At 36.5% G+C, this 18,908-nt stretch carries 14 protein-coding genes and 2 tRNA genes; 9 read left to right on the top strand and 7 right to left on the bottom strand.

Annotation, left to right across the window (positions count from 1 at the left end; translation table 11 throughout):
* Positions 1 to 89 precede the first annotated feature (89 nt).
* Positions 90 to 1,097 (top strand): tRNA (adenosine(37)-N6)-threonylcarbamoyltransferase complex transferase subunit TsaD, encoded by a 1,008-nt coding sequence (tsaD, locus tag ACICPZ_RS00080; protein ID WP_209473117.1) that lies wholly within the window; start codon positions 90 to 92, stop codon positions 1,095 to 1,097.
* 47 nt (positions 1,098 to 1,144) lie between these two features.
* Here tsaD and ACICPZ_RS00075 read toward each other — a convergent pair whose 3' ends face one another.
* The 4 genes from ACICPZ_RS00075 to ACICPZ_RS00060 all read right to left on the bottom strand — a co-directional run bounded on the left by ACICPZ_RS00075 (position 1,145) and on the right by ACICPZ_RS00060 (position 5,758).
* Positions 1,145 to 2,233 carry an IS481-like element ISWpi2 family transposase gene (locus tag ACICPZ_RS00075; protein WP_264373697.1) on the bottom strand — a complete coding sequence of 363 codons (1,089 nt, stop codon included), beginning with the start codon at positions 2,231 to 2,233 and terminating at the stop codon, positions 1,145 to 1,147.
* A 153-nt stretch (positions 2,234 to 2,386) separates the two neighbouring features.
* Positions 2,387 to 2,902, bottom strand: coding sequence for an IS110 family transposase (locus ACICPZ_RS00070; RefSeq protein ID WP_010081946.1), 516 nt, complete (start codon positions 2,900 to 2,902; stop codon positions 2,387 to 2,389).
* A complete protein-coding gene (locus ACICPZ_RS00065) occupies positions 2,892 to 3,143 on the bottom strand; it encodes a hypothetical protein (protein WP_010081945.1) in 252 nt (83 codons plus the stop codon). The genes ACICPZ_RS00070 and ACICPZ_RS00065 overlap by 11 nt, the downstream gene beginning before the upstream one ends.
* A gap of 521 nt (positions 3,144 to 3,664) precedes the next feature.
* The gene (locus ACICPZ_RS00060) at positions 3,665 to 5,758 is read right to left on the bottom strand and encodes a hypothetical protein (protein WP_264711391.1); all 2,094 of its coding nucleotides are present in this window, start codon (positions 5,756 to 5,758) and stop codon (positions 3,665 to 3,667) included.
* Between the two features lie 127 nt (positions 5,759 to 5,885).
* Here ACICPZ_RS00060 and ACICPZ_RS00055 point away from each other — a divergent pair, with 127 nt between their 5' ends.
* Entirely contained in the window at positions 5,886 to 7,241 is a 1,356-nt protein-coding gene (locus ACICPZ_RS00055; RefSeq protein ID WP_227738550.1) for a phosphomannomutase/phosphoglucomutase, read from the top strand.
* Positions 7,242 to 7,347: 106 nt separating this feature from the next.
* On the opposite strand, the gene ACICPZ_RS00050 is transcribed toward ACICPZ_RS00055, so the two are convergent.
* A complete protein-coding gene (locus tag ACICPZ_RS00050; protein ID WP_015589151.1) occupies positions 7,348 to 8,199 on the bottom strand; it encodes an Rpn family recombination-promoting nuclease/putative transposase in 852 nt (283 codons plus the stop codon).
* A 210-nt stretch (positions 8,200 to 8,409) separates the two neighbouring features.
* Here ACICPZ_RS00050 and ppdK point away from each other — a divergent pair, with 210 nt between their 5' ends.
* Positions 8,410 to 11,145: a pyruvate, phosphate dikinase gene (gene ppdK / locus ACICPZ_RS00045; RefSeq protein WP_395462161.1), complete on the top strand. Its 2,736-nt coding sequence runs from the start codon at positions 8,410 to 8,412 to the stop codon at positions 11,143 to 11,145.
* Positions 11,146 to 11,230: 85 nt separating this feature from the next.
* Here the strand turns inward: ppdK and ACICPZ_RS00040 are convergent, their stop codons facing one another.
* Entirely contained in the window at positions 11,231 to 12,592 is a 1,362-nt protein-coding gene (locus ACICPZ_RS00040) for an ankyrin repeat domain-containing protein (RefSeq protein WP_264373991.1), read from the bottom strand.
* Between the two features lie 112 nt (positions 12,593 to 12,704).
* Between ACICPZ_RS00040 and glpX the strand changes: the two genes are divergently transcribed.
* Both glpX and ACICPZ_RS00030 read left to right on the top strand, forming a co-directional pair.
* Positions 12,705 to 13,631 carry a class II fructose-bisphosphatase gene (gene glpX / locus ACICPZ_RS00035; protein WP_264374058.1) on the top strand — a complete coding sequence of 309 codons (927 nt, stop codon included), beginning with the start codon at positions 12,705 to 12,707 and terminating at the stop codon, positions 13,629 to 13,631.
* Positions 13,632 to 13,712: 81 nt separating this feature from the next.
* Positions 13,713 to 15,080: a hypothetical protein gene (locus ACICPZ_RS00030; protein ID WP_264373990.1), complete on the top strand. Its 1,368-nt coding sequence runs from the start codon at positions 13,713 to 13,715 to the stop codon at positions 15,078 to 15,080.
* 420 nt (positions 15,081 to 15,500) lie between these two features.
* On the opposite strand, the gene ACICPZ_RS00025 is transcribed toward ACICPZ_RS00030, so the two are convergent.
* Positions 15,501 to 15,995, bottom strand: coding sequence for a hypothetical protein (locus tag ACICPZ_RS00025; protein WP_010962761.1), 495 nt, complete (start codon positions 15,993 to 15,995; stop codon positions 15,501 to 15,503).
* A 205-nt stretch (positions 15,996 to 16,200) separates the two neighbouring features.
* Between ACICPZ_RS00025 and carA the strand changes: the two genes are divergently transcribed.
* From carA to tuf, 4 genes are all read left to right on the top strand, one after another.
* Positions 16,201 to 17,400 (top strand): glutamine-hydrolyzing carbamoyl-phosphate synthase small subunit, encoded by a 1,200-nt coding sequence (gene carA / locus ACICPZ_RS00020; protein ID WP_264373989.1) that lies wholly within the window; start codon positions 16,201 to 16,203, stop codon positions 17,398 to 17,400.
* A 114-nt stretch (positions 17,401 to 17,514) separates the two neighbouring features.
* Positions 17,515 to 17,597: transfer RNA gene (locus ACICPZ_RS00015), tRNA-Tyr, on the top strand.
* A 4-nt stretch (positions 17,598 to 17,601) separates the two neighbouring features.
* Positions 17,602 to 17,672 (top strand) — tRNA-Gly (locus ACICPZ_RS00010).
* 78 nt (positions 17,673 to 17,750) lie between these two features.
* A partial coding sequence (tuf, locus tag ACICPZ_RS00005) for an elongation factor Tu (protein WP_395462122.1) occupies positions 17,751 to 18,908 on the top strand: 1,158 nt, incomplete at its 3' end.

Raw genomic sequence — 18,908 nt, 5'->3', positions numbered from 1 at the left:
GTAAATCTTTTAGCTATAGAAGTTAACTTTGCAGTTAACTTCTACAGCGTTTCAAAGTATAGTTTTGGTAATACAGTAACTAAATATACATGAAAACCATTTTAGCTGTTGAAACAAGCTGCGACGAAACTGCAGTAGCGATTGTAAATAGTGACAAGCAAGTCCTTGCTCACAAGATTCTTTCTCAAGTAGAACACAAAAAACGCGGTGGGGTGATTCCTGAGATAGCTTCACGTGCTCATATGGAACATTTAAGTGGCCTGATAAAAAGCGCTGTAAAAAAATCTAACCTTAACTTTTGTGACCTCAATGCAATTGCAGCAACATCAGGACCAGGACTCATAGGTGGATTAATAGTTGGTACAATGATGGCTAAAGCAATTGCGCATGTAGCACAAAAACCGTTCATTGCAGTGAATCACTTAGAAGCGCATGCATTGGTTATTAGGTTACTGCATGAGGTAAAATTTCCATTTTTAGTCCTATTAATATCAGGTGGTCACTGTCAATTTTTAATTGCACAGGATGTAGGCAAATACGTTAAACTTGGAGAAACGCTTGATGACTCGCTGGGTGAAGCGTTCGATAAAGTTGCTAAGATGCTGGGTTTAAGCTACCCAGGAGGCCCATTAATTGAAAAGTTGGCTAAAAAAGGCAATGGCACAAGATTCAAACTGCCAAGGGCAATGATAAAACGTTCTGGATGTAACTTTTCGTTTTCTGGAATTAAAACAGCAGTAAAAAACTTAGTGCAAGAACTGAAAATGAGCGAGCAAGATGTGTGTGATGTATGTGCTTCGTTTCAAGAGTGTATTAGTGACATACTGCTGGACAGGGTTAGTAATGCGATTATTATAGCCGAATCTTTAAATATCAAAATCAATGACTTTGTGATTACCGGCGGAGTTGCAGCAAATAATTTCTTGAGAGAAAAATTAAAGCAACACATAAACTTAAACATATTTTTTCCTCCCAACAACCTATGTACAGATAATGCAATAATGGTTGGATGGGCAGGAATTGAAATGTTACAGAAAAGCTATATAGATTCTCTCAATTTTGCACCAAGACCTAAGTGGGAGTTAGAGAGTTATTAAAAGCTCTCAATTCTGTAAAAGACAAGATTTGATCTGACAGACAAGAATTAACTGACAGAAGAATTGAGGTAGTCAAAACTAATATCAGGCTCTTGTGTAATGCTACTAATATTTTTCTGAAAAGCAATATATTTGCTATCAAGAAAAGTTTGCATAGGCGTTTTGCCATAGCAATATTTACCCGAGTGAGGTCTTGTCTCATTATAAGAACGCAACCAATGATCAACATCAATCTGTAGATCTTCCAAAGAACTGTAGATTTTCTTTCTAAAGATGATATTGTAACACTCATCTTGCATGGTTCTATGAAACCTTTCACATATGCCATTAGTCTGTGGAGAGTTGGCTTTAGTTCTAGAATGATCGATGTTTTCTATGCCCAAATAAAGCTGATAAGCGTGATTTTCGGGCTTGCCACAATACTCCGTACCCCTATCAGTTAAAATGCGTAATAATGGAATTTTCTGCTCATCAAAAAATGGAATAACTCTATCGTTGAGAAGATCTGCAGCTGTAATAGCTGTTCTGTCCGTGTAAAGTTTAACCATTGCAACTCTGGAATAAGTATCAACAAAAGTTTGCTGATAAATGCGCCCTATACCTTTGATATTGCCCACATAATAGGTATCTTGAGAACCCAAATAACCTGGATGTTGCGTCTCAATTTCACCATGAGCTTCCCTTTGTTCTTTCACTTTTTCTAAAGCTGCAAGTTGTTCTTCAGTTAAAATGATTCCGTCTTGAGCTACTTTTGTCTCTAGTGCTTTAAGTCTCTTTTTGAGAGTTTCAAGGTCATTTCTTAGCCATACAGACCTTACTCCTCCCTGAGAAATTATTATACCTCTTTTTCTCAGTTCATTTGCAGCTCTTTCTTGCCCATATGCTGGAAATTCTGTTGCTATACTAATCACTGCTCTTTCTATATCGTCGGAAACTCTGTTTGCTAATAGCGGTTTTTTCTTACTTATTTCATGTAATGCTTCCTCTCCTCCATTTTCATATAACTCCTTAAAGCGATAAAATGTATCTCTTGAGTATCCCATCACTTTGCATGCTTGAGACACATTTCCTAGTTGTTTTGCTAGTTCTAATAATCCTAGCTTTGGTTTTAATATTTTTGTCTGTATTGTACTCATATCTAACACTCCTTTATTTTTATTATTTTTAACTTACTTTTTTAAAGTGTCAGGTCAAGTCTTATTTAATACACTTTTATTTTCAATAAAATTATTGTCCTATGCTCTTTTGATGTTTATTGATAATAAAATTCTGTTTTATCAACCAACATCCTATGCATAATTACAGCTAATTTTCTTGCTACTGCTACAATTGCTTTTTTCATTCCTTTTTTCTTCGCAACCCCAGTTTTTTAATTTAAATGTCCTCTTGGTAACTGTAAGCATTGTTTGTGCAGCTTCATATAACATACTTCTACATTCCGCTGGTCCCATCTTTGATATGCTGCCATGCCGATCAACTTCTCCAGAAGAATATTGCCTTGGTGTCAACCCTATATATGCTCCAACTGTATCAGATTTCTCAAACCTATGTGGGTTATCAATTGCAGCTTTATACGTCATTGCTACTATAATCCCCACTCCTGGAACAGTAGTTAACAATTTACAATCATCGTCTTTTTCACCTTGTTCTGAAAGCATTTTGTCAAGCTTTCTTAATGACTTTTCTATTGCTTCCAAACTACAAACTAACGCTTCAATTGAACTCCTACTGATTTCATCCAAATTATTTATTGCCTCTTGTATTCTTAAAGCGAAAGTTTCAAATTTTGATCCTTTACCGACCATGTATCTTCAACAACCCTCTTATTGTTCCAATAACCTGCTGTTTGCTACACATTAGCTGTCTTCTGCTTCCAAGCGCTATTTTAATTTGACAACTGATTTTACTAACACTTCTCATCATCTGCGCTATACCCCTCGCATCGTTTTTATCATTCTTATTGATTCTTGCAGACAACGCTGCTGCCATATGCCTTGCATCTACACAAATTACTGGTAATCCAAAACTCCTTAACTCTTTGCACATTGATATTGACAACTATCCACTTTCTATTCCTATGGGTTCGTATTTTTTGCCTTGGCTAATCTGCTATTGCCTTACTTTCGCTTGCAACAACTTCTTCCTTAACAACTTTTCCTTTCTCATCAACGATACTTATAAAAGTTTCTTTTAATGAGATCGCTATAATATTTCATGACCTACTGTAAAAGTTTAAATTATTTTTGAAGAACCAATTCATTGAATTTGTTACTTCGTGCTAAAATAATGGAGTATGTCTCTCCATCATTCAATAGCAATTACAGTATGTTTAGCTATAATTTGAAAAACAAAAATTCGTCATTCCGCTACTAGTTAGCGGGATCTAGAGGTACCGCGGCGGCATGACGTAGGATTGCTGTCATCCCGCTGCTTGTTAGTGGCTAAGAGATACTGTGAATAAATCACGGTATGACGGTTAAGTATCCCGCTACGTGTTAGCGGCTGAGATAACGCGAATAAATCGCGGGATGACGTGTTGCTTGGGTCAGCTATAGAAGCAAAACTCATCATTTTGAAAGAGGAGGAGATTTTTCCGGACCCTCAGCAGGGATTGATTTTGGATCTGATAATTCTGTATTTACCTTGATTGGCTCTAATGGAGTTTTCTGCTCTTCCGGTTTATCATCTGGAATTGGAACAGGCCAATCCATAATGTTTTGCGGTATAACTTCTGCTTCTTTAGCTTCTTTTTGACCTGTTGAAGATGATGCATCAACTCCTGCATTTTTGGTAACTTCTTGTTTTAGTTGTTTATTTTCTTCTTGTAATTGCTTTAAATTTTTCTTTAACTCGTCAATCTCTCTTATTTTTTGTTTTAATTGTTCAGATATAGTTAGTTTGTCTCTAGTCAATTTTTTGTTTTCTTGTCTTAACCCACTAGCTGTTCTGCTTGAGTTGTTGTTTACAGCTTGTATACCTTGGTCTTGCTGCTGCATGCTTGTTCCTCTACTTTCATATTCAACTTCAGTTTGAGTTGATGTAGCTACCTGACCTTTTTCCTGCTGTAATATGTTCTGCAGTTGCTCTAGACTCTCTTTGACAGATGCCAGCTCTTCCTGTGTACACGTTAACATCCCTTCCTTTTCCTTAAGTTGATATTGAAGTTTTTCTATTTCCCTCTTCGTATTTTCTTCGCTTAGCTCATCTGCAAGTGATCTTCCAGGTTCAAGTTGTCGAATTTCCCTCTCTAAATCTTCCTTTTCTCTCTGTAATTCATTTAATTCTTTAGACAATTGGCTCGCCGTTTCAGCCAATGTATTGTTTTCCTTTTTTGTTTCCATTAACTGTTCTGCCAACTGCTTTTTATGATCATCCTTTAAACCTTCCACTATTTTCTTCAGGTCATTCTCCAAATTTGCATTCTTTTCCTTTAGTACAGTTAAATTAGCTTCACTTTGCTTCAATTTTCTCTGTAATTCTTTATTTGCCTCATTTGTTTCACCTTCCTTATCTTTCAACTGATCATTTAAGTTCTTTATTACATCATTTTTATCCTGTAGTTCTTCCTCTTGTTCCTTTATTCTTTGACCTCTTTCAAATATCGCTCGCTGTTGTTCATTGACTTTATCTCTCAAGGAGTCACGTTCTAATCTTAGATCCTCAAGCTGCTTTGCCTGCACTGCAAAATATTTAGCAAATGTTTCTTTTTCTTCCTCTAATTCCTCAACTTCATCTTTTAATCCTTCTTGCTCATACTCTTCTTCATCACCAGACATATCATCCTCAAATATTTCATCTTCATCACTAAATTCACTGCTGGTGGATATAGAACTTCTACGTGAAGAAGGTGTGCTAGGAGAGGAATACCCACTGCTGCTTGGTGTAGGTGACTGTGGTGATATATGTAGATCTTTTGTAAATATTTCCTCTGCTGGTACTTGCTGATCGTCTACACTCTTGGATATGCCAGTAAAAGCTTGATACAGAGTTTTTCCGTTGATAAAAACTTCTTTATTTTGTCCAACTAACTTTAATACTTCTTCTGAACTCGTTATTCCTCCAAATTTTGGCTCACCAATAACACTCTGTATACCACCAGAATCCAATTTTACGGTCATGCTACAGTCTATGCTGTTACCTTCAGAATCCTTAGCCTGCCAATTAATGGTCATTTCACATGAGCTTGAACCAGTAAAATCATAGTGCCTTTCGCTGCCTTTTTTGGTTGCAGTTATTTGACTATCTTTCCCTAAAGATATATTATAAACCTTACCTTCACTGCTGGTCCTTAAAATATTGCTAATTTCTATTGGTTTTTCTTCATTTTCAAATCTAATTTTGAAGTCATTATCCTTTGTTGGATACACTAAGAAATTTTGACCAGGCAGAGACGACTTAAGTTCTTTATGCATTGCGTCTATTGATTGCTCAAATTTTTGGAACTCCTTTTCCCACTTTAAATTTATCTGTCCTGTAATGTCCTCATCTTTGCGTAAAGGACCAATAAAGTACCAGATTAAATTTTCTTCCTCCAGTCTTTTGATAAAATCCTGAAGATCGTTGCAAGATTCAATGACATTTAAAGTATCATTTTTCTTTTGTTCATCTACATCTAAACTTTGACTTTCAGCTATAAATACATTTTCGTTTTCCTGTGGCATAATTTTACATTTTAAAAAATATACTATAATATTAACAGATTTCTTTAAAAAATCAACTAATTGTTGGATAAATAAACTTGAGCATTTGGCCAAAATGTTATATAGTAGTCACTTCAAGAAGTACAGTATGGACAATACCATTATAAGAAAATACGATATTAGAGGTATAGTAGGCAAAGATTTGCAGATTAATGATGGGTACGAGATAGGTAGAAAGTTTGGCCAAACCGTAGCTAGTGTTTGTGTCGGCTACGACAGCAGAATAGATTCACCAGGTATAGAAAGAGAATTAATTAGGGGCTTAACTTTATCCGGTGCAAATGTTATACGCGTTGGACTATGCTCTTCACCTATGCTTTACGCTGCAACACAAATCACACAGGCGGATCTTGGTATCATAATAACTGCCTCTCATAACCCCAGCGAATATAATGGCTTTAAATTTTTTAGTAATAAAAAAGTCTTCTCAGATCAAGAAATGAAGGAAATTATAAGCAGTCCAATTAAAAACAGCACAAGAATTGGAAGCTTAATTAACATAAATATATATAGTGAGTACATTAGCATATTGAAAAGTGCAGTGAAGAATAATACTACACAGAAATTAAAAATAGCCTGGGATTGTGGAAATAGTCCAGCAAGTGGAATTATAAGGTATATTGAAAAGATCTTGCCTGGTCATACGCACATCGTAACCAATAACTCTATAGATGGGGCATTTCCACTGCATGATCCAGATCCCATAGAGGAAAAAAATCTTGCTCAATTAATTGACATTGTGAAGGAATATGGATGTGATCTTGGCATTGCGCTAGATGGCGATAGCGATAGGGTGCGCTTAATTGATAATAAAGGCAACGTTGTTTCCAATGACCATTTATTTATAATTTTTGCACGTGAAGTGTTGGAGGAATATCCAGAAAGCAAAGTTATTGCTAACGTAAAAATGAGTATGAAAGTGCATGATTTTGTTAGCAAGTTAGGAGGGCAAGTTATCACCTGTGCTACTGGACATTCACTAGTTAAGAAGAAGATGGTAGAGGAAGAGGCAAAGTTTGCTGGTGAATTAAGCGGGCACTTCTTCTTTTCTGAGCTAAGTTTTGATGATGGGCTATATTCTGCTGTTAAAGCAGTTGACATTTTGCTTAAGAAAAACCAAAGCCTATCTCAGGTGATTGAGGATTTACCGAAGTTATATATCACTCATGAAGTGAAGATTGTAGTGAAAGATGAGAAAAAGTTTCAAATAATTGAGTCAATAAAGAAAACACTGGAGCAGCAAAATATTGTATTTTCAGATCTTGATGGTGTTAAGGTAACCGATAATAAAGGTTGGTGGCTTCTTAGGGTATCAAATACGCAAAACTGCATTACAGCAAGATGCGAAGGAGAGACTTTAGAGGGTTTTGAACTTACTAAAAAGGTTTTGTTCCATTACATTGATGAAGCAAGGTCTTTAAATTGTAGCTACTCACAGAAATAAATTTGATTTATAAAATTGGCATGAAAGTATAAAGATAAATAGGCTAAATGTACTTATCACCTGGTCAGGCTGCAGCATTATTTCGTGTAACCGTTTGCGGGTCCACTTAATTCTGCAATTCTTTGATCTCACTCATGGAGAGGCCAGTAAACTTAACAATAGTGGTGACATCAACATTATTAGCCAGCATTGTTTTTGCAACTTCAATTTTTCCTTCCTTTTTAGCATCATCAAGTTTTTGTTCAAGAACAGCCCGTTCATCACGAATACGTTTTATTTCCTGTTCGTAGGCAATAAATTCTTTCTCTGACCAGTTGAATCTATTTAGTTCTTCATATGCCTTTTTAATTATTACATCACTACCTATTATCTTTTCCAATTCTTCTTCGCTAGTTTCATCTGCATATTTAAAATAATAGATCCATTTTTCAACTATACTCTCCAATTGGTCTTCTTTAGTTTTAGGAAATTTTGGTAACTCAATAAATGTAAAATAAAAATCTTTTAAATCATGTTCATAGCTATCTTTGTCTAACATTACATGATCTGACTTATACTCAGATTTATTAGGAAAGAGAATACAATCAGCAATAGCTATAAAAATGATTTCTTTAAGACCCTGATATTGATCACCTTTATCAGCTTGCCTTGAATAAGCTTTAGCAGCGTAATATTGAGCGCGTTTTTCAAAGCCTTTAGTTTTGGCAACTTGCATTTCGACTATTACTTGCACCCCATTTTCATCCCTGCAAAGAACATCAACGATACTTTGTTTTTTAGAGGCAATTTCAGCATCTTGAATAGTGCTGAGGAATTCTATTTCTTTTATTTCATCTTTGCCAGTGAACCCCAAAATATCATTGAGAAAGTGAATGAGGATGTCTTTATTTTTTTCAGTACCAAAAATACGCCGGAACGCAACATCATTCTTGGGGTCGAGAAATTTAGAAAGAGCCATAAAAAAATTTTTAAATGTATCTTTATATTATATATTCTTATTAATAATAATTCAATAATTTGTCGTCTTTTTTGTTAACTTTACTGATGTTGTTGTAAGGAACGTTGTTGCAAAATTTTGTAAAATTTATTATCCTAAGGTTTCAAGTTCTCACAGGTTTATTGGAGCTATATGTACAATGTGTTTATCAGTGAAAATCCGGAGAAAATGATGGGGGAAAAGTTAATACATTACTTTAGCCAGGGTAAATGCGAAGGCAATGCAGAAATGAAAAATCTGCTGGGAGGAAAGGGGGCAAATTTAGCAGAAATGTGCAATGTTGGCATTCCTGTTCCACCTGGTTTCACAATTTCCACCTCTGCTTGCAAAGTCTATTATCAAGACAATAGATCTTCTGTTATCCAAGTAGCTGACTACTCGGATCCAGAAAAAAATGTGGTCACGCACTGGAATGACATATGTAGTGGAATCAAAAACTACATGGCGATGCTCGAAAATGACATCGGTTGTAAATTTGGGGATTTAAATAATCCCTTATTAGTTTCCATACGCTCTGGTAGTGTTAGTTCAATGCCGGGCATGCTTGATACTATTTTAAATGTTGGTCTAAATGATGAAACCGTTGTTGGGCTTGCAAAAAAAAGTGGCGAACGTTTTGCTTACGATAGCTACTGCCGTTTCATCATGATGTACTCCAATGTTGTACTACAGCTTGATCATCACCTATTTCAAGATGTTGTTGATAATAAGCAGCAAAAGAGTGGAGCAAAAAGCTTAGCTGATCTTGATGTTGATGTTTTAAAAGAAATTGTTAACAATTTCAAAAGGATAGTACATGAAAAAACAGGAAAACATTTTCCGCAGAACGTTGAAGAGCAATTGCTCAGCTCAGTGAATGCAGTATTTGCTTCTTGGAAAAATGATAGGGCTGTTTCCTATAGAAAAATACATAATATTCCTGAAAACCTTGGAACAGCGGTCAACGTGCAAGCAATGGTTTTTGGTAATTTAAATGATAATTCTGCAACTGGTGTGATATTTACACGAAATCCTTCAACTGGAGAAAAAAAGCTTTTTGGTGAGTTTTTGGTTAATGCTCAGGGTGAGGATGTGGTTTCTGGTGTTTATACTCCTATGCCAATTGACGGAGAGCAAAAAAACACCATGGAGAAGTTGCTGCCAAGTGTCTACCGAGAATTATGCGTGGTATGTGAAAAACTTGAAAGGCATTATAAAGACATGCAGGATATCGAATTTACTGTGCAGGACGGTAAGTTATGGATTTTGCAGACTAGGTCTGGCAAGCGCACGGCTGAAGCTGCTATTCGCATAATAGTTGATATGGTAAACAAAGGAACGATTACAAAAGAAGAAGGAATATTGAGAATTGATCCAAAAACCTTTGACAATTTATTGCATCCAGTTCTTGACGTTAAGAGTGACCAAAAAGTAATAGGGAAGGGGCTGCCGGCTTCTCCAGGGGTTGCTTCTGGATATGTAGTGTTTAGTGCAAGTGATGCTGAAAAAGCTGCAGAGCAGGGCAAAAAAGTGATTTTAGTAAGGTCAGAAACGAGTCCTGAAGATATTAATGGAATGAATGCTGCAAGTGGCATAGTAACAGCACGGGGAGGGATGACCTCGCATGCTGCTGTTGTAACCCGTGGAATGGGTAAGCCATGCATTTGCAGTGTGAGTGGACTTTATATCGATAAAGATGGAACTTTCTTTTCTGTAGGGGATACAAAAGTAAATAAAGGTGAACCAATTACCATCAACGGAGGAACAGGGGAGGTTATGCTTGGCATTCTCCCTACAATTTCACCTGAATTATCGCAAGAATTCAAAACGGTAATCAACTGGATAGATGAAATCAAAACGGTCAAAGTGAGAGCGAACGCTGATACTCCAAAAGACGCAAAAATTGCAAAAGAATTCGGTGCAGAAGGTATAGGCTTATGTCGCACAGAACATATGTTTTTCGCTAGTGATAGAATCGAATTCATTCAAAAGTTGATAATAGCTGACGATGAAAATGAAAGGGCAAATGCGCTCATTAAACTAGAAGAAATGCAAAAGTCTGATTTCAAAGAAATATTTTCTATTATGGAGGGCAGGGAAGTCACTATACGGTTGCTTGATCCACCTTTGCATGAATTTTTACCCAATGATCAGTCTACTATAGAAAAAATTGCCAAATCACTTAGTAAGTCAGTTGAGTCAGTAAAAAATAAAATAGCACAGTTATCAGAAAAGAACCCAATGCTTGGCCATCGAGGTTGTAGACTTGCTATTTCTCATCCTGAAATATATAGCATGCAGATTAGGGCAATACTTAGTGCTGCAAGTGAATTAAAGAAAGAAAAGAAGATAGAAGTGGAGCCTGAAATCATGATTCCTTTTATCATGAGCGAGAAAGAATTTATTCTGATATGCGAGCTAGCAAAGAAAGAATCCTCTGTTATCTCAGCTGGGATCCAGACGCAGATTCCAGCGTCACGCGCTGGAATGACATCAGACAAGGCTTATTCAATTGGAACGATGATAGAACTACCAAGAGCAGCACTGATTGCTGATAAATTAGCAAAACATGCAGAGTTTTTTAGTTTTGGCACTAATGATTTAACGCAAACAACCATGGGACTTTCAAGAGATGATTCAGTTAATTTCCTTGATTCTTATAAGGAAAGCAACATATTCGAAAACGACCCATTTGAAGTGCTGGACATCGAAGGGGTAGGGGAGTTAATCAAGATAGCCATTGAAAGAGGCAAAAAAACCCGAAAAGAAATAAAACTGGGTATATGTGGAGAGCATGGAGCAGATCCAAAATCTATAGAGTTTCTCATCGAATCAGGGGTAGATTATGTTTCATGCTCACCCTATAGAGTACCGATTGCAAAGTTAGTGGCAGCACAGTTTAGTGTTAGATCTAAATTTGCTAGGTAAGTATAGTGGCAGTGTTGGCTACTCATATGGTTTGAGCCCACCAGAGGGTGTCATTCCAGCGCGTGACGCTGGAATCTAGTTTTTATTATGACCTTCTGGATCCCAGTGTCTGGGCACTGGGATGACATCCTGTTACACGTTCAACTTCATTCTCTCTCATCTCCCTATAACTTGGTAATGTAGAATTTTTTACATGCAACCCGGTAGCTATTGCAACCAAAGCAGCTATAACACCACAAATCACTGCACCAGTTACAAATGGAACCATCACAGCAGCAGTAATGAATAATCCTGTAATAACAACTCCAACAACATCTTTTGTTAATGAGGTGTAAAAATTTTCCTTGCTTTTTTTATATTTAGCTTCTTTTTCATTTGGCACAGAAAATTGAGCATCTACAAAGCCGTTAGCTTTATTATCATTATTTGGTTTGGCAGTTTGCTTAGCCTCTGGTATTACAGGCGTTTTATTTTTGTTATTATGATTTGATTGGCCATTAACATTATCACTATTTGGCGTGGTAGTTTGGTTAGTCTCTGTTACTACAGGTATTTCATTGTCGTGATTGCGATTATCACCATTAGTACTAACTGGAGGCACTGTTGCTACAGGTCTACTACCAATGTTTCCATTACTGCTGCTGGGTTCTGCTCTATTTTCTTCATTAAGCTTACCTCTATTCAAGAACGCATTAACAATTTCAGTTTTACCTACCTGTATGGCCACTTGTAAAGCCTCTTTCCTGTTTGCAGGACTCACGTAACCTAAAATTAGCTCAGCTTCTTGGGCATTATCCTGAGTAATAGCAAGACATAGAGCGTTAAATTTTTCTTCTTCATAAAATTTGCCACTATCCAAAAGTACCTTAACAACGTCAGCTTGTTTTGTTATTGTAGCTATGCCCAATATAGTTCTGGAAGCAGTATCTGTAAGATGGATTACAGCATCTAAATCTGTAAACAATTTTACAACATCTAGAAATATGCCACGATCGCCGGTAATATTGGACTCTCTTACAGCATTTGCAAACGAGTCAAAAATTGCCAGATTTGTTTCTTTCCCTTGTATTAGTTGCTCGTAAAGTACTTCAGCAGTCATACCAGGGTTTATGAAGTTACTAGAATCTACTTCATTACTGTCTGCTCTATTCTCTTCCACATTAGGTGCCTCTTCTTCCTTGTTTATTGCTGCGGTTATTTGCTCTTGTTGAAGGGGTTCACACCCATTTTGGAGGAGAAAATCCTTAACGCGTGGGTTGTTATTTTCGGTTGCATGTTTTAGAAGTAGGTTCCCTAATGAATTGCCTCCTTCACATTCATCTTGAAAATTAACTTCTTTCCTTAACCTCTTTTTTAGTTCTTCCAAACTAGTAACTGTGTTATCACGTCCTGTAATTCTATCTATATCTAGATAGAAATTTCTAACATCATCATCACTATATGCCACAACTATAATGCTTATATTATATCAACTCCCTAATAATCAGTCAAGACATATTGCAGTTTCAAGCAGCATGATATATCATGATACATATTGAATATAGTTCTTAAAGCAAATGATGGAAGATTTAGCCTATAAATTAGTTAAAGTGACCGAAGCTGCGGCGCTTGCTGCATATAAACTAGCAGGCTTCGGCGATGAAAAAAAGGCTGATCAGGTTGCAGTTGATGCAATGCGTACAGTATTAAATTCAATGGAAATAAATGGTACTATCGTAATTGGTGAAGGTGAGAGAGATGAAGCGCCGATGCTATATATTGGCGAGCAGGTTGGCACTGGAAATGGTCCTGAAATCGACATCGCTGTTGACCCACTTGAGGGCACTACGATTTGTGCTCATTACAAATCAGGGGCAATGTCTGTTCTTGCTGCAACGAAAAAAGGTAATTTTTTACACGCACCTGATGTTTATATGGAAAAAATAGCAGTGGGAAAAAATCTTCCAGAGGGTGTAGTCTCACTAAAAAATAGCATTGAAAAGAATCTAGACAATTTAGCCAAGGCAAAAAAATGCAAAGTGAATGATCTCGTGGTAACTGTACTTAAACGTGAAAGGCATGGTGAATTAATAGAGAAAATCAGGAAATTAGGATCAAAAATTAAACTAATAGATGATGGTGATGTTGCGGCCATAGTTTCACTAGTAAATGGCAATCATGATATGTATATCGGTATAGGAGGAGCACCAGAGGGAGTGCTTGCGGCTGCAGCGCTAAGCTCTATCGACGGACAGATGGAGGGAAGATTAGTACTTGATACGGATCAGTTAAGAGAAAGAGCAAAAAATTTAAATATTGATGACCCAGAAAAAGTCTACGCCGTAAAAGATATGGCAAGAGGTGAATCAGTGTTCATTGCAACTGGAGTAACAAGCGGAGAACTTGTGGATGGAGTTAAATTGAATCATAATACCTATTCAACTAATTCTTTAATAATTCTGCCTAATAGGCTGATAAAGCTGCAAACAATGCAGAACTTATGTTAGCTTTTTTAGTTTCTAATTTTAGCTTTACAACATTTAGCATTAAGATATAATCAAGTTTACTTATAACAATAGAGGTGTGAAATGTTTTCTAGTATTATAAATCTATTTAATGGTTTGTACAAAAATTCGAGTACCAAGGAAAGTGAAGAAAAGTTGACTCTTCTATCTCCTCAAGCAAATCTTCAATTCGATGAGACTCAGGTACAAAGTGTGCTCTCAGATTTTGAGGAATTGGAGTTTAAGGATAATAAGTGTTTTGACAAAATAGCAGACGATTATGAAAAGAAGGGGGAGAGTGCCCTTTTTAACTATGTAATATTGAATAAGCGGAAAGAAATAATCGATATATTAGATAGGAATCTTCCTCTCCTCGAAGAACAGGAGGAGTTTAGAAAGAAATATGGTCAATATGTTCTTCAAATTGACAAAGGAATGAGTTATGGAAAAGAACTTCAAGATGGACTTCGGTCTTTTGAAGATAGGGCAGAAAAAGTATTATCAGATTTTGAAAGATTGAATTTTGATTTTAAGGATAATAAGTGTGAAGATTCTTCTGATTTCGTAAATTATAATAACGGTTGGCCGGCAGATCCATTTGACAAGATAGCAAATTATTATCGAGAGGATGATATTTTCCTTTTCAATTATGTGGTATTGAGTAAGCGAAAAGAAATAATGGGTATATTGGATAAGAAGCTTACTTCTAAAGATCAGGAGGAGTTAAAAGAAAATTTTAAAAAGAGGTTGGGTAGATATCTTATTCGAATTGGTGAAGGAATGAGCGATGGACAAGAATTTCTAAAAACTGGTAGTGCAATTGCTTTCTTTGATGGGTGTTATGTGCCATGTCCATATGCAAACCGTCTTCTTAATCATTATGACCATCTTAATATCAACATTACTAAACCTGAACAAAGTTTAGAAACCAGTCGTCTTTTCACTGAAAAAACTAAAAGAATGGAAGAAGAGAAAAGCGAGGTAAAAAGAGCAAAAATATACAGCAATGGTGAAAGAATAGTAACAATTGAGAAGAATGAGAAACAACAGAGGAACTACTCCTTTACAAAATTTGCAATATGTGACATCGAAATTAGTTGGGGTGCAAAAGATGAATCTGGAAAAGACCTTAACTGTACTGTTGTTCTAAATATAAATTTAGGTCAAGTTAGTATTAAAAAATCAACTATTGACGGTAAAGATGTTGAACCAAAGAAAATTTTAGAGTTAGCTAAGCAAAACGAGGCTGTGCTTATAAAAGGTAAAGCTTTACATGAAGTTTTAGCAGCACATTTCATTAAGCAAACACCATGTGAGGAAAAGAAGGATATGCAATCGCACGAGAATATCGTTGTACCTGGTTCCGGTGCACCTCGCTCTATTAATGAGGAAATAACTGTAGAGCATCCGTTCGGGAAAGCGGCAAATAAAGATAATCATAGAGAAATGTGAGTTTACAACAAATGGTGCCATGAAAGTAGCTGATACATAACTGTACGAACGTTTGTTTGCGAAGAAATGTTATAGCAGGTTTTGCCTCAAACACAAAGGTGTCATTCCAGTGCTTGACACTGGAATCCAGCCCTTTTACGCAGTCCCATTAAAAACGTTGTATTTTAACGTAGGATTAGCTACTTTTATACTCACCAATTTAATCTCTAATCAAAATTCCTGGATCCCAGTGTCTGGGCACTGGGATGACATCCTCCCTAGTGGATTCAAATCACAATATTCGTATAGTAAGCACTGACCACTTTTGCTTCAATATTTGCGATGCCCCTGAACAGATACAATTATTCTATTATCAGGAGGATGCCATTAATCGCTTTATATAATGCTACTTGTAACACTTATGCCCTGAACGGAGACAGTTTAGGCTGTTATGCCTGGCGGCTTTGTTGGAATAAGTTTTTCAACACTGCTAACAATAAAATTGATTGTATCGTCAGCTACCTTATCGAATTTATCATTTATCTCTTTTCCTATTTCTTGATTTTTAACATATTCGTGTAGAGCTAAAGCAGTTATAGCTGCACATGCTGCAATTAAGCCAGTTTGTGCTATAATGAATAGTGATAATCCTCCTACGAATATAGATGTTAATCCAATAGCCAGGTTTATAATTTTACTTTGTGTTGTTTGTTGCGTCGCTTGGCTTTGATCTGCCTGTTTATCCTCTAAAGCATTCGATATTGTTTTTAAGGCAACTTTTATCGCTATTGCTGCAACTGAAACCATAATTAACCCTATAGCTATTTTTGCTAAAAGAAGAATCGACGGTAGCATCATTACAAATAATAGCGCGCCAATTCCTCCAGCTAACCACTTCTCATTTATTTTTTTTGATTGATTTGTACCAGTGTTCATTATTACCCTCCACTTTACTTATGATTTACCTATATCTAATACGAAATATGAAGGTAGTCAACTATATATTTTATATGAAAGATTGTATTAAAAGTTTTTCATGTTATTTTTTGCTGCTTCGTGGTTAAATTTGGAATTTTAGAAAGAGTTACGTATTATTTGAAATTCTTGTATACTGTTTTGAATCAGTTAAATAGATAATGAAGTGCAGGACGCAGTTTTAATTTTACAAGATGGCAAGTGCTTTTGGGGAAAATCAGTAGGTAAAAAAGGCAAATGCATAGGTGAGGTCTGTTTTACCACTGGTATGACCGGTTATCAGCATACTATAACTGATCCTTCTTTTGCCGATCAAATTATAACGTTCACTTTTCCTCATATTGGTAACGTTGGAATAAACCATAAGGATAATGAAGGAAAGAAAATTTTTGCAAGTGGTGTGGTTATGCGTGAACTTTCTTCTATGTCCCACCCTTCTTCATATATCAGTTTAAATGATTGGTTAGAGAAAAATAACGTGATTGGGATATCAGGAGTTGATACTAGAGCTTTAACGAGACATTTGAGAGAACATGGATCTCAAAATGGAATGATATGCTCATCGAGTAAGGCGCATGCATTAGACAAATTGAAGGAATACAAACCTGTAAATGGGATAGAAATAACTAATAAGGTTAGTTTAAATAACAGTTTTGAAAATAATAGACTAGCGGAGCACTTTGTCATCCAAGTAGCTGACTACTCGGATCCAGCAAAAAATATATGGATTCCAGTGTCACGCACTGGAATGACATCAGATAGAGCTATTGACCTTAATGCAAAATATAGGATTGTAATCGTTGATTTTGGCGTAAAAATCAGTATAGTTTCACGCTTAATAGAACTTGGTTGTACAGTTGAATTAATCAGACCAAGCACAGGTTTTGCTCAAAAAGTGTTGAGTATGAATCCAGATGGTATAGTGCTTTCAAATGGTCCTGGTGATCCGCAAGAAATAGGAGAAAGTGTAGTTTCAGAAATAGACATTATTATAAAATCTAAAATACCAATTTTTGGCATATGCATGGGCCATCAATTACTTGCGATTACTTTGGGGGCAAAGACCATCAAGATGGATATAGGTCACCGAGGGAGTAACCATCCAGTTTATGATGTAATTAGTGGAAAAGTTGAGATCACTAGCCAAAATCATGGTTTTGTTGTTGATTCAGCTTCTCTTCCAAGTAATGTTGAAATTACTCACATTTCTCTATTTGATAATAGTGTAGAGGGAATAATGATGAAGGATTACCTAGTCTTTTCTGTGCAATATCATCCAGAAGAAGCGCCAGGTACGCATGATTCGCATTATTTGTTTAGGCGTTTTATTGGCAATATTGTGTTATATAAAATGAAATCTGCATGATTTTAATCAGGGTAGGTTTTATTGCTTGATTTTTTAATTTTAGGCGTTTAGTATTAAATACAATAAGAGCTTAAGTTAAGATGCTAAAATAGTATTCTCTTAACAAATTTTTGCGGAGGAGTGACCGAGTGGTTAAAGGTAACAGACTGTAAATCTGTCCGCGTGAGCGTACGTAGGTTCGAATCCTACCTCCTCCATTGTGCGGGTATAGCTCAATGGTAGAGCTCTAGCCTTCCAAGCTAGTGACGTGGGTTCGATTCCCACTATCCGCTCTTTTTTTTGTTGTATTTTTATAAAATCAACATATTATTTATTGATGTATTTGTATTTTAGGTAGAAAAGTTTAAATTATGACAGCAATAGTGGAAGCATTTGGAAAGCCGCATGTAAATGTGGGAACAATAGGACATGTGGATCATGGGAAGACGACGTTAACAGCGGCGATAACGAAGCATTATGGAAATTTTGTAGCGTACGATCAGATAGATAAAGCGCCAGAAGAAAGGAAGAGGGGGATAACGATAGCAACAGCGCATGTTGAGTATCAGACGGAAAAAAGGCATTATGCACACGTTGATTGTCCTGGACACGCTGACTATGTAAAGAACATGATAGTAGGTGCAGCACAGATGGATGCGGCGATATTGGTAGTGTCGGGGGTTGATGGGCCAATGCCACAAACGAGAGAGCATATATTGCTGGCGAAGCAGGTAGGTGTTGGATATATCGTGGTGTATATAAATAAAGCTGATGTTGCTGATGCTGATATGATAGATTTAGTAGAAATGGAAGTGAGGGAATTACTGAGTAAATACGGATTTCCAGGGGATGAAGTGCCTGTGGTGGTTGGTTCAGCGCTCAAGGCGCTGGAGGATGACAGCAGCGAATATGGAAAGAAATCAATAGATAAATTGATGGAAAAGTTAGATGAATATGTAGCGGTTCCACCAAGGCCTGTGGATTTACCATTTTTATTGCCAATCGAAGATGTATTTTCGATATCGGGGCGAGGAACAGTGGTAACAGGAAGAATAGAGAAGGGAGAGATAAAGACGGGAGAAGAGATAGAGATAATAGGTCTGAAAGCGACGCAAAAGACGATATGCACAGGTGTTGAGATGTTTAAGAAGTTGCTGGATAAGGGAAGTGCAGGACTCAATGTAGGAATATTGTTAAGAGGAACAAAAAGAGAAGAAGTGGAGAGAGGGCAAGTATTAGCGAAACCGGGGACGATAACACCGCATAGAAAGTTTAAGGCGGAGGTTTATATATTAAAGAAAGAGGAAGGAGGAAGGCATACACCATTTTTTGCGAATTACCAGCCACAGTTTTATTTAAGGACAACGGATGTAACTGGGAGCATAAAATTGCTAGATGGGAAGGAGATGGTAATGCCAGGAGATAATGTGAGTGTAGAAGTAGAATTGCAAGTACCGATAGCAATGGATAAGGGATTGCGTTTTGCGATAAGAGAAGGCGGTAGAACTGTTGGTTCTGGTGTTGTTTCT

Source organism: Wolbachia endosymbiont (group A) of Melitta haemorrhoidalis, assembly GCF_964273365.1.
GTDB classification, from domain to species: Bacteria; Pseudomonadota; Alphaproteobacteria; order Rickettsiales; family Anaplasmataceae; genus Wolbachia; species Wolbachia pipientis.
Note: the sequence above shows the minus strand (reverse complement) of the source record. Positions and strands in the feature narration are given on the sequence as shown.

Excerpts from the sequence above, each read along its gene's own strand:
- ACICPZ_RS00055 (WP_227738550.1), top strand. The coding sequence starts at position 5,886 with ATGGACAATACCATTATAAGAAAATACGATATTAGAGGTATAGTAGGC.
- ACICPZ_RS00070 (WP_010081946.1), bottom strand. The coding sequence starts at position 2,902 with ATGGTCGGTAAAGGATCAAAATTTGAAACTTTCGCTTTAAGAATACAA.
- ACICPZ_RS00065 (WP_010081945.1), bottom strand. The coding sequence starts at position 3,143 with ATGTGCAAAGAGTTAAGGAGTTTTGGATTACCAGTAATTTGTGTAGAT.
- glpX (WP_264374058.1), top strand. The coding sequence starts at position 12,705 with ATGGAAGATTTAGCCTATAAATTAGTTAAAGTGACCGAAGCTGCGGCG.
- ACICPZ_RS00050 (WP_015589151.1), bottom strand. The coding sequence starts at position 8,199 with ATGGCTCTTTCTAAATTTCTCGACCCCAAGAATGATGTTGCGTTCCGG.
- tsaD (WP_209473117.1), top strand. The coding sequence starts at position 90 with ATGAAAACCATTTTAGCTGTTGAAACAAGCTGCGACGAAACTGCAGTA.
- ACICPZ_RS00060 (WP_264711391.1), bottom strand. The coding sequence starts at position 5,758 with ATGCCACAGGAAAACGAAAATGTATTTATAGCTGAAAGTCAAAGTTTA.
- ACICPZ_RS00075 (WP_264373697.1), bottom strand. The coding sequence starts at position 2,233 with ATGAGTACAATACAGACAAAAATATTAAAACCAAAGCTAGGATTATTA.
- ACICPZ_RS00025 (WP_010962761.1), bottom strand. The coding sequence starts at position 15,995 with ATGAACACTGGTACAAATCAATCAAAAAAAATAAATGAGAAGTGGTTA.
- ACICPZ_RS00030 (WP_264373990.1), top strand. The coding sequence starts at position 13,713 with ATGTTTTCTAGTATTATAAATCTATTTAATGGTTTGTACAAAAATTCG.
- ppdK (WP_395462161.1), top strand. The coding sequence starts at position 8,410 with ATGGGGGAAAAGTTAATACATTACTTTAGCCAGGGTAAATGCGAAGGC.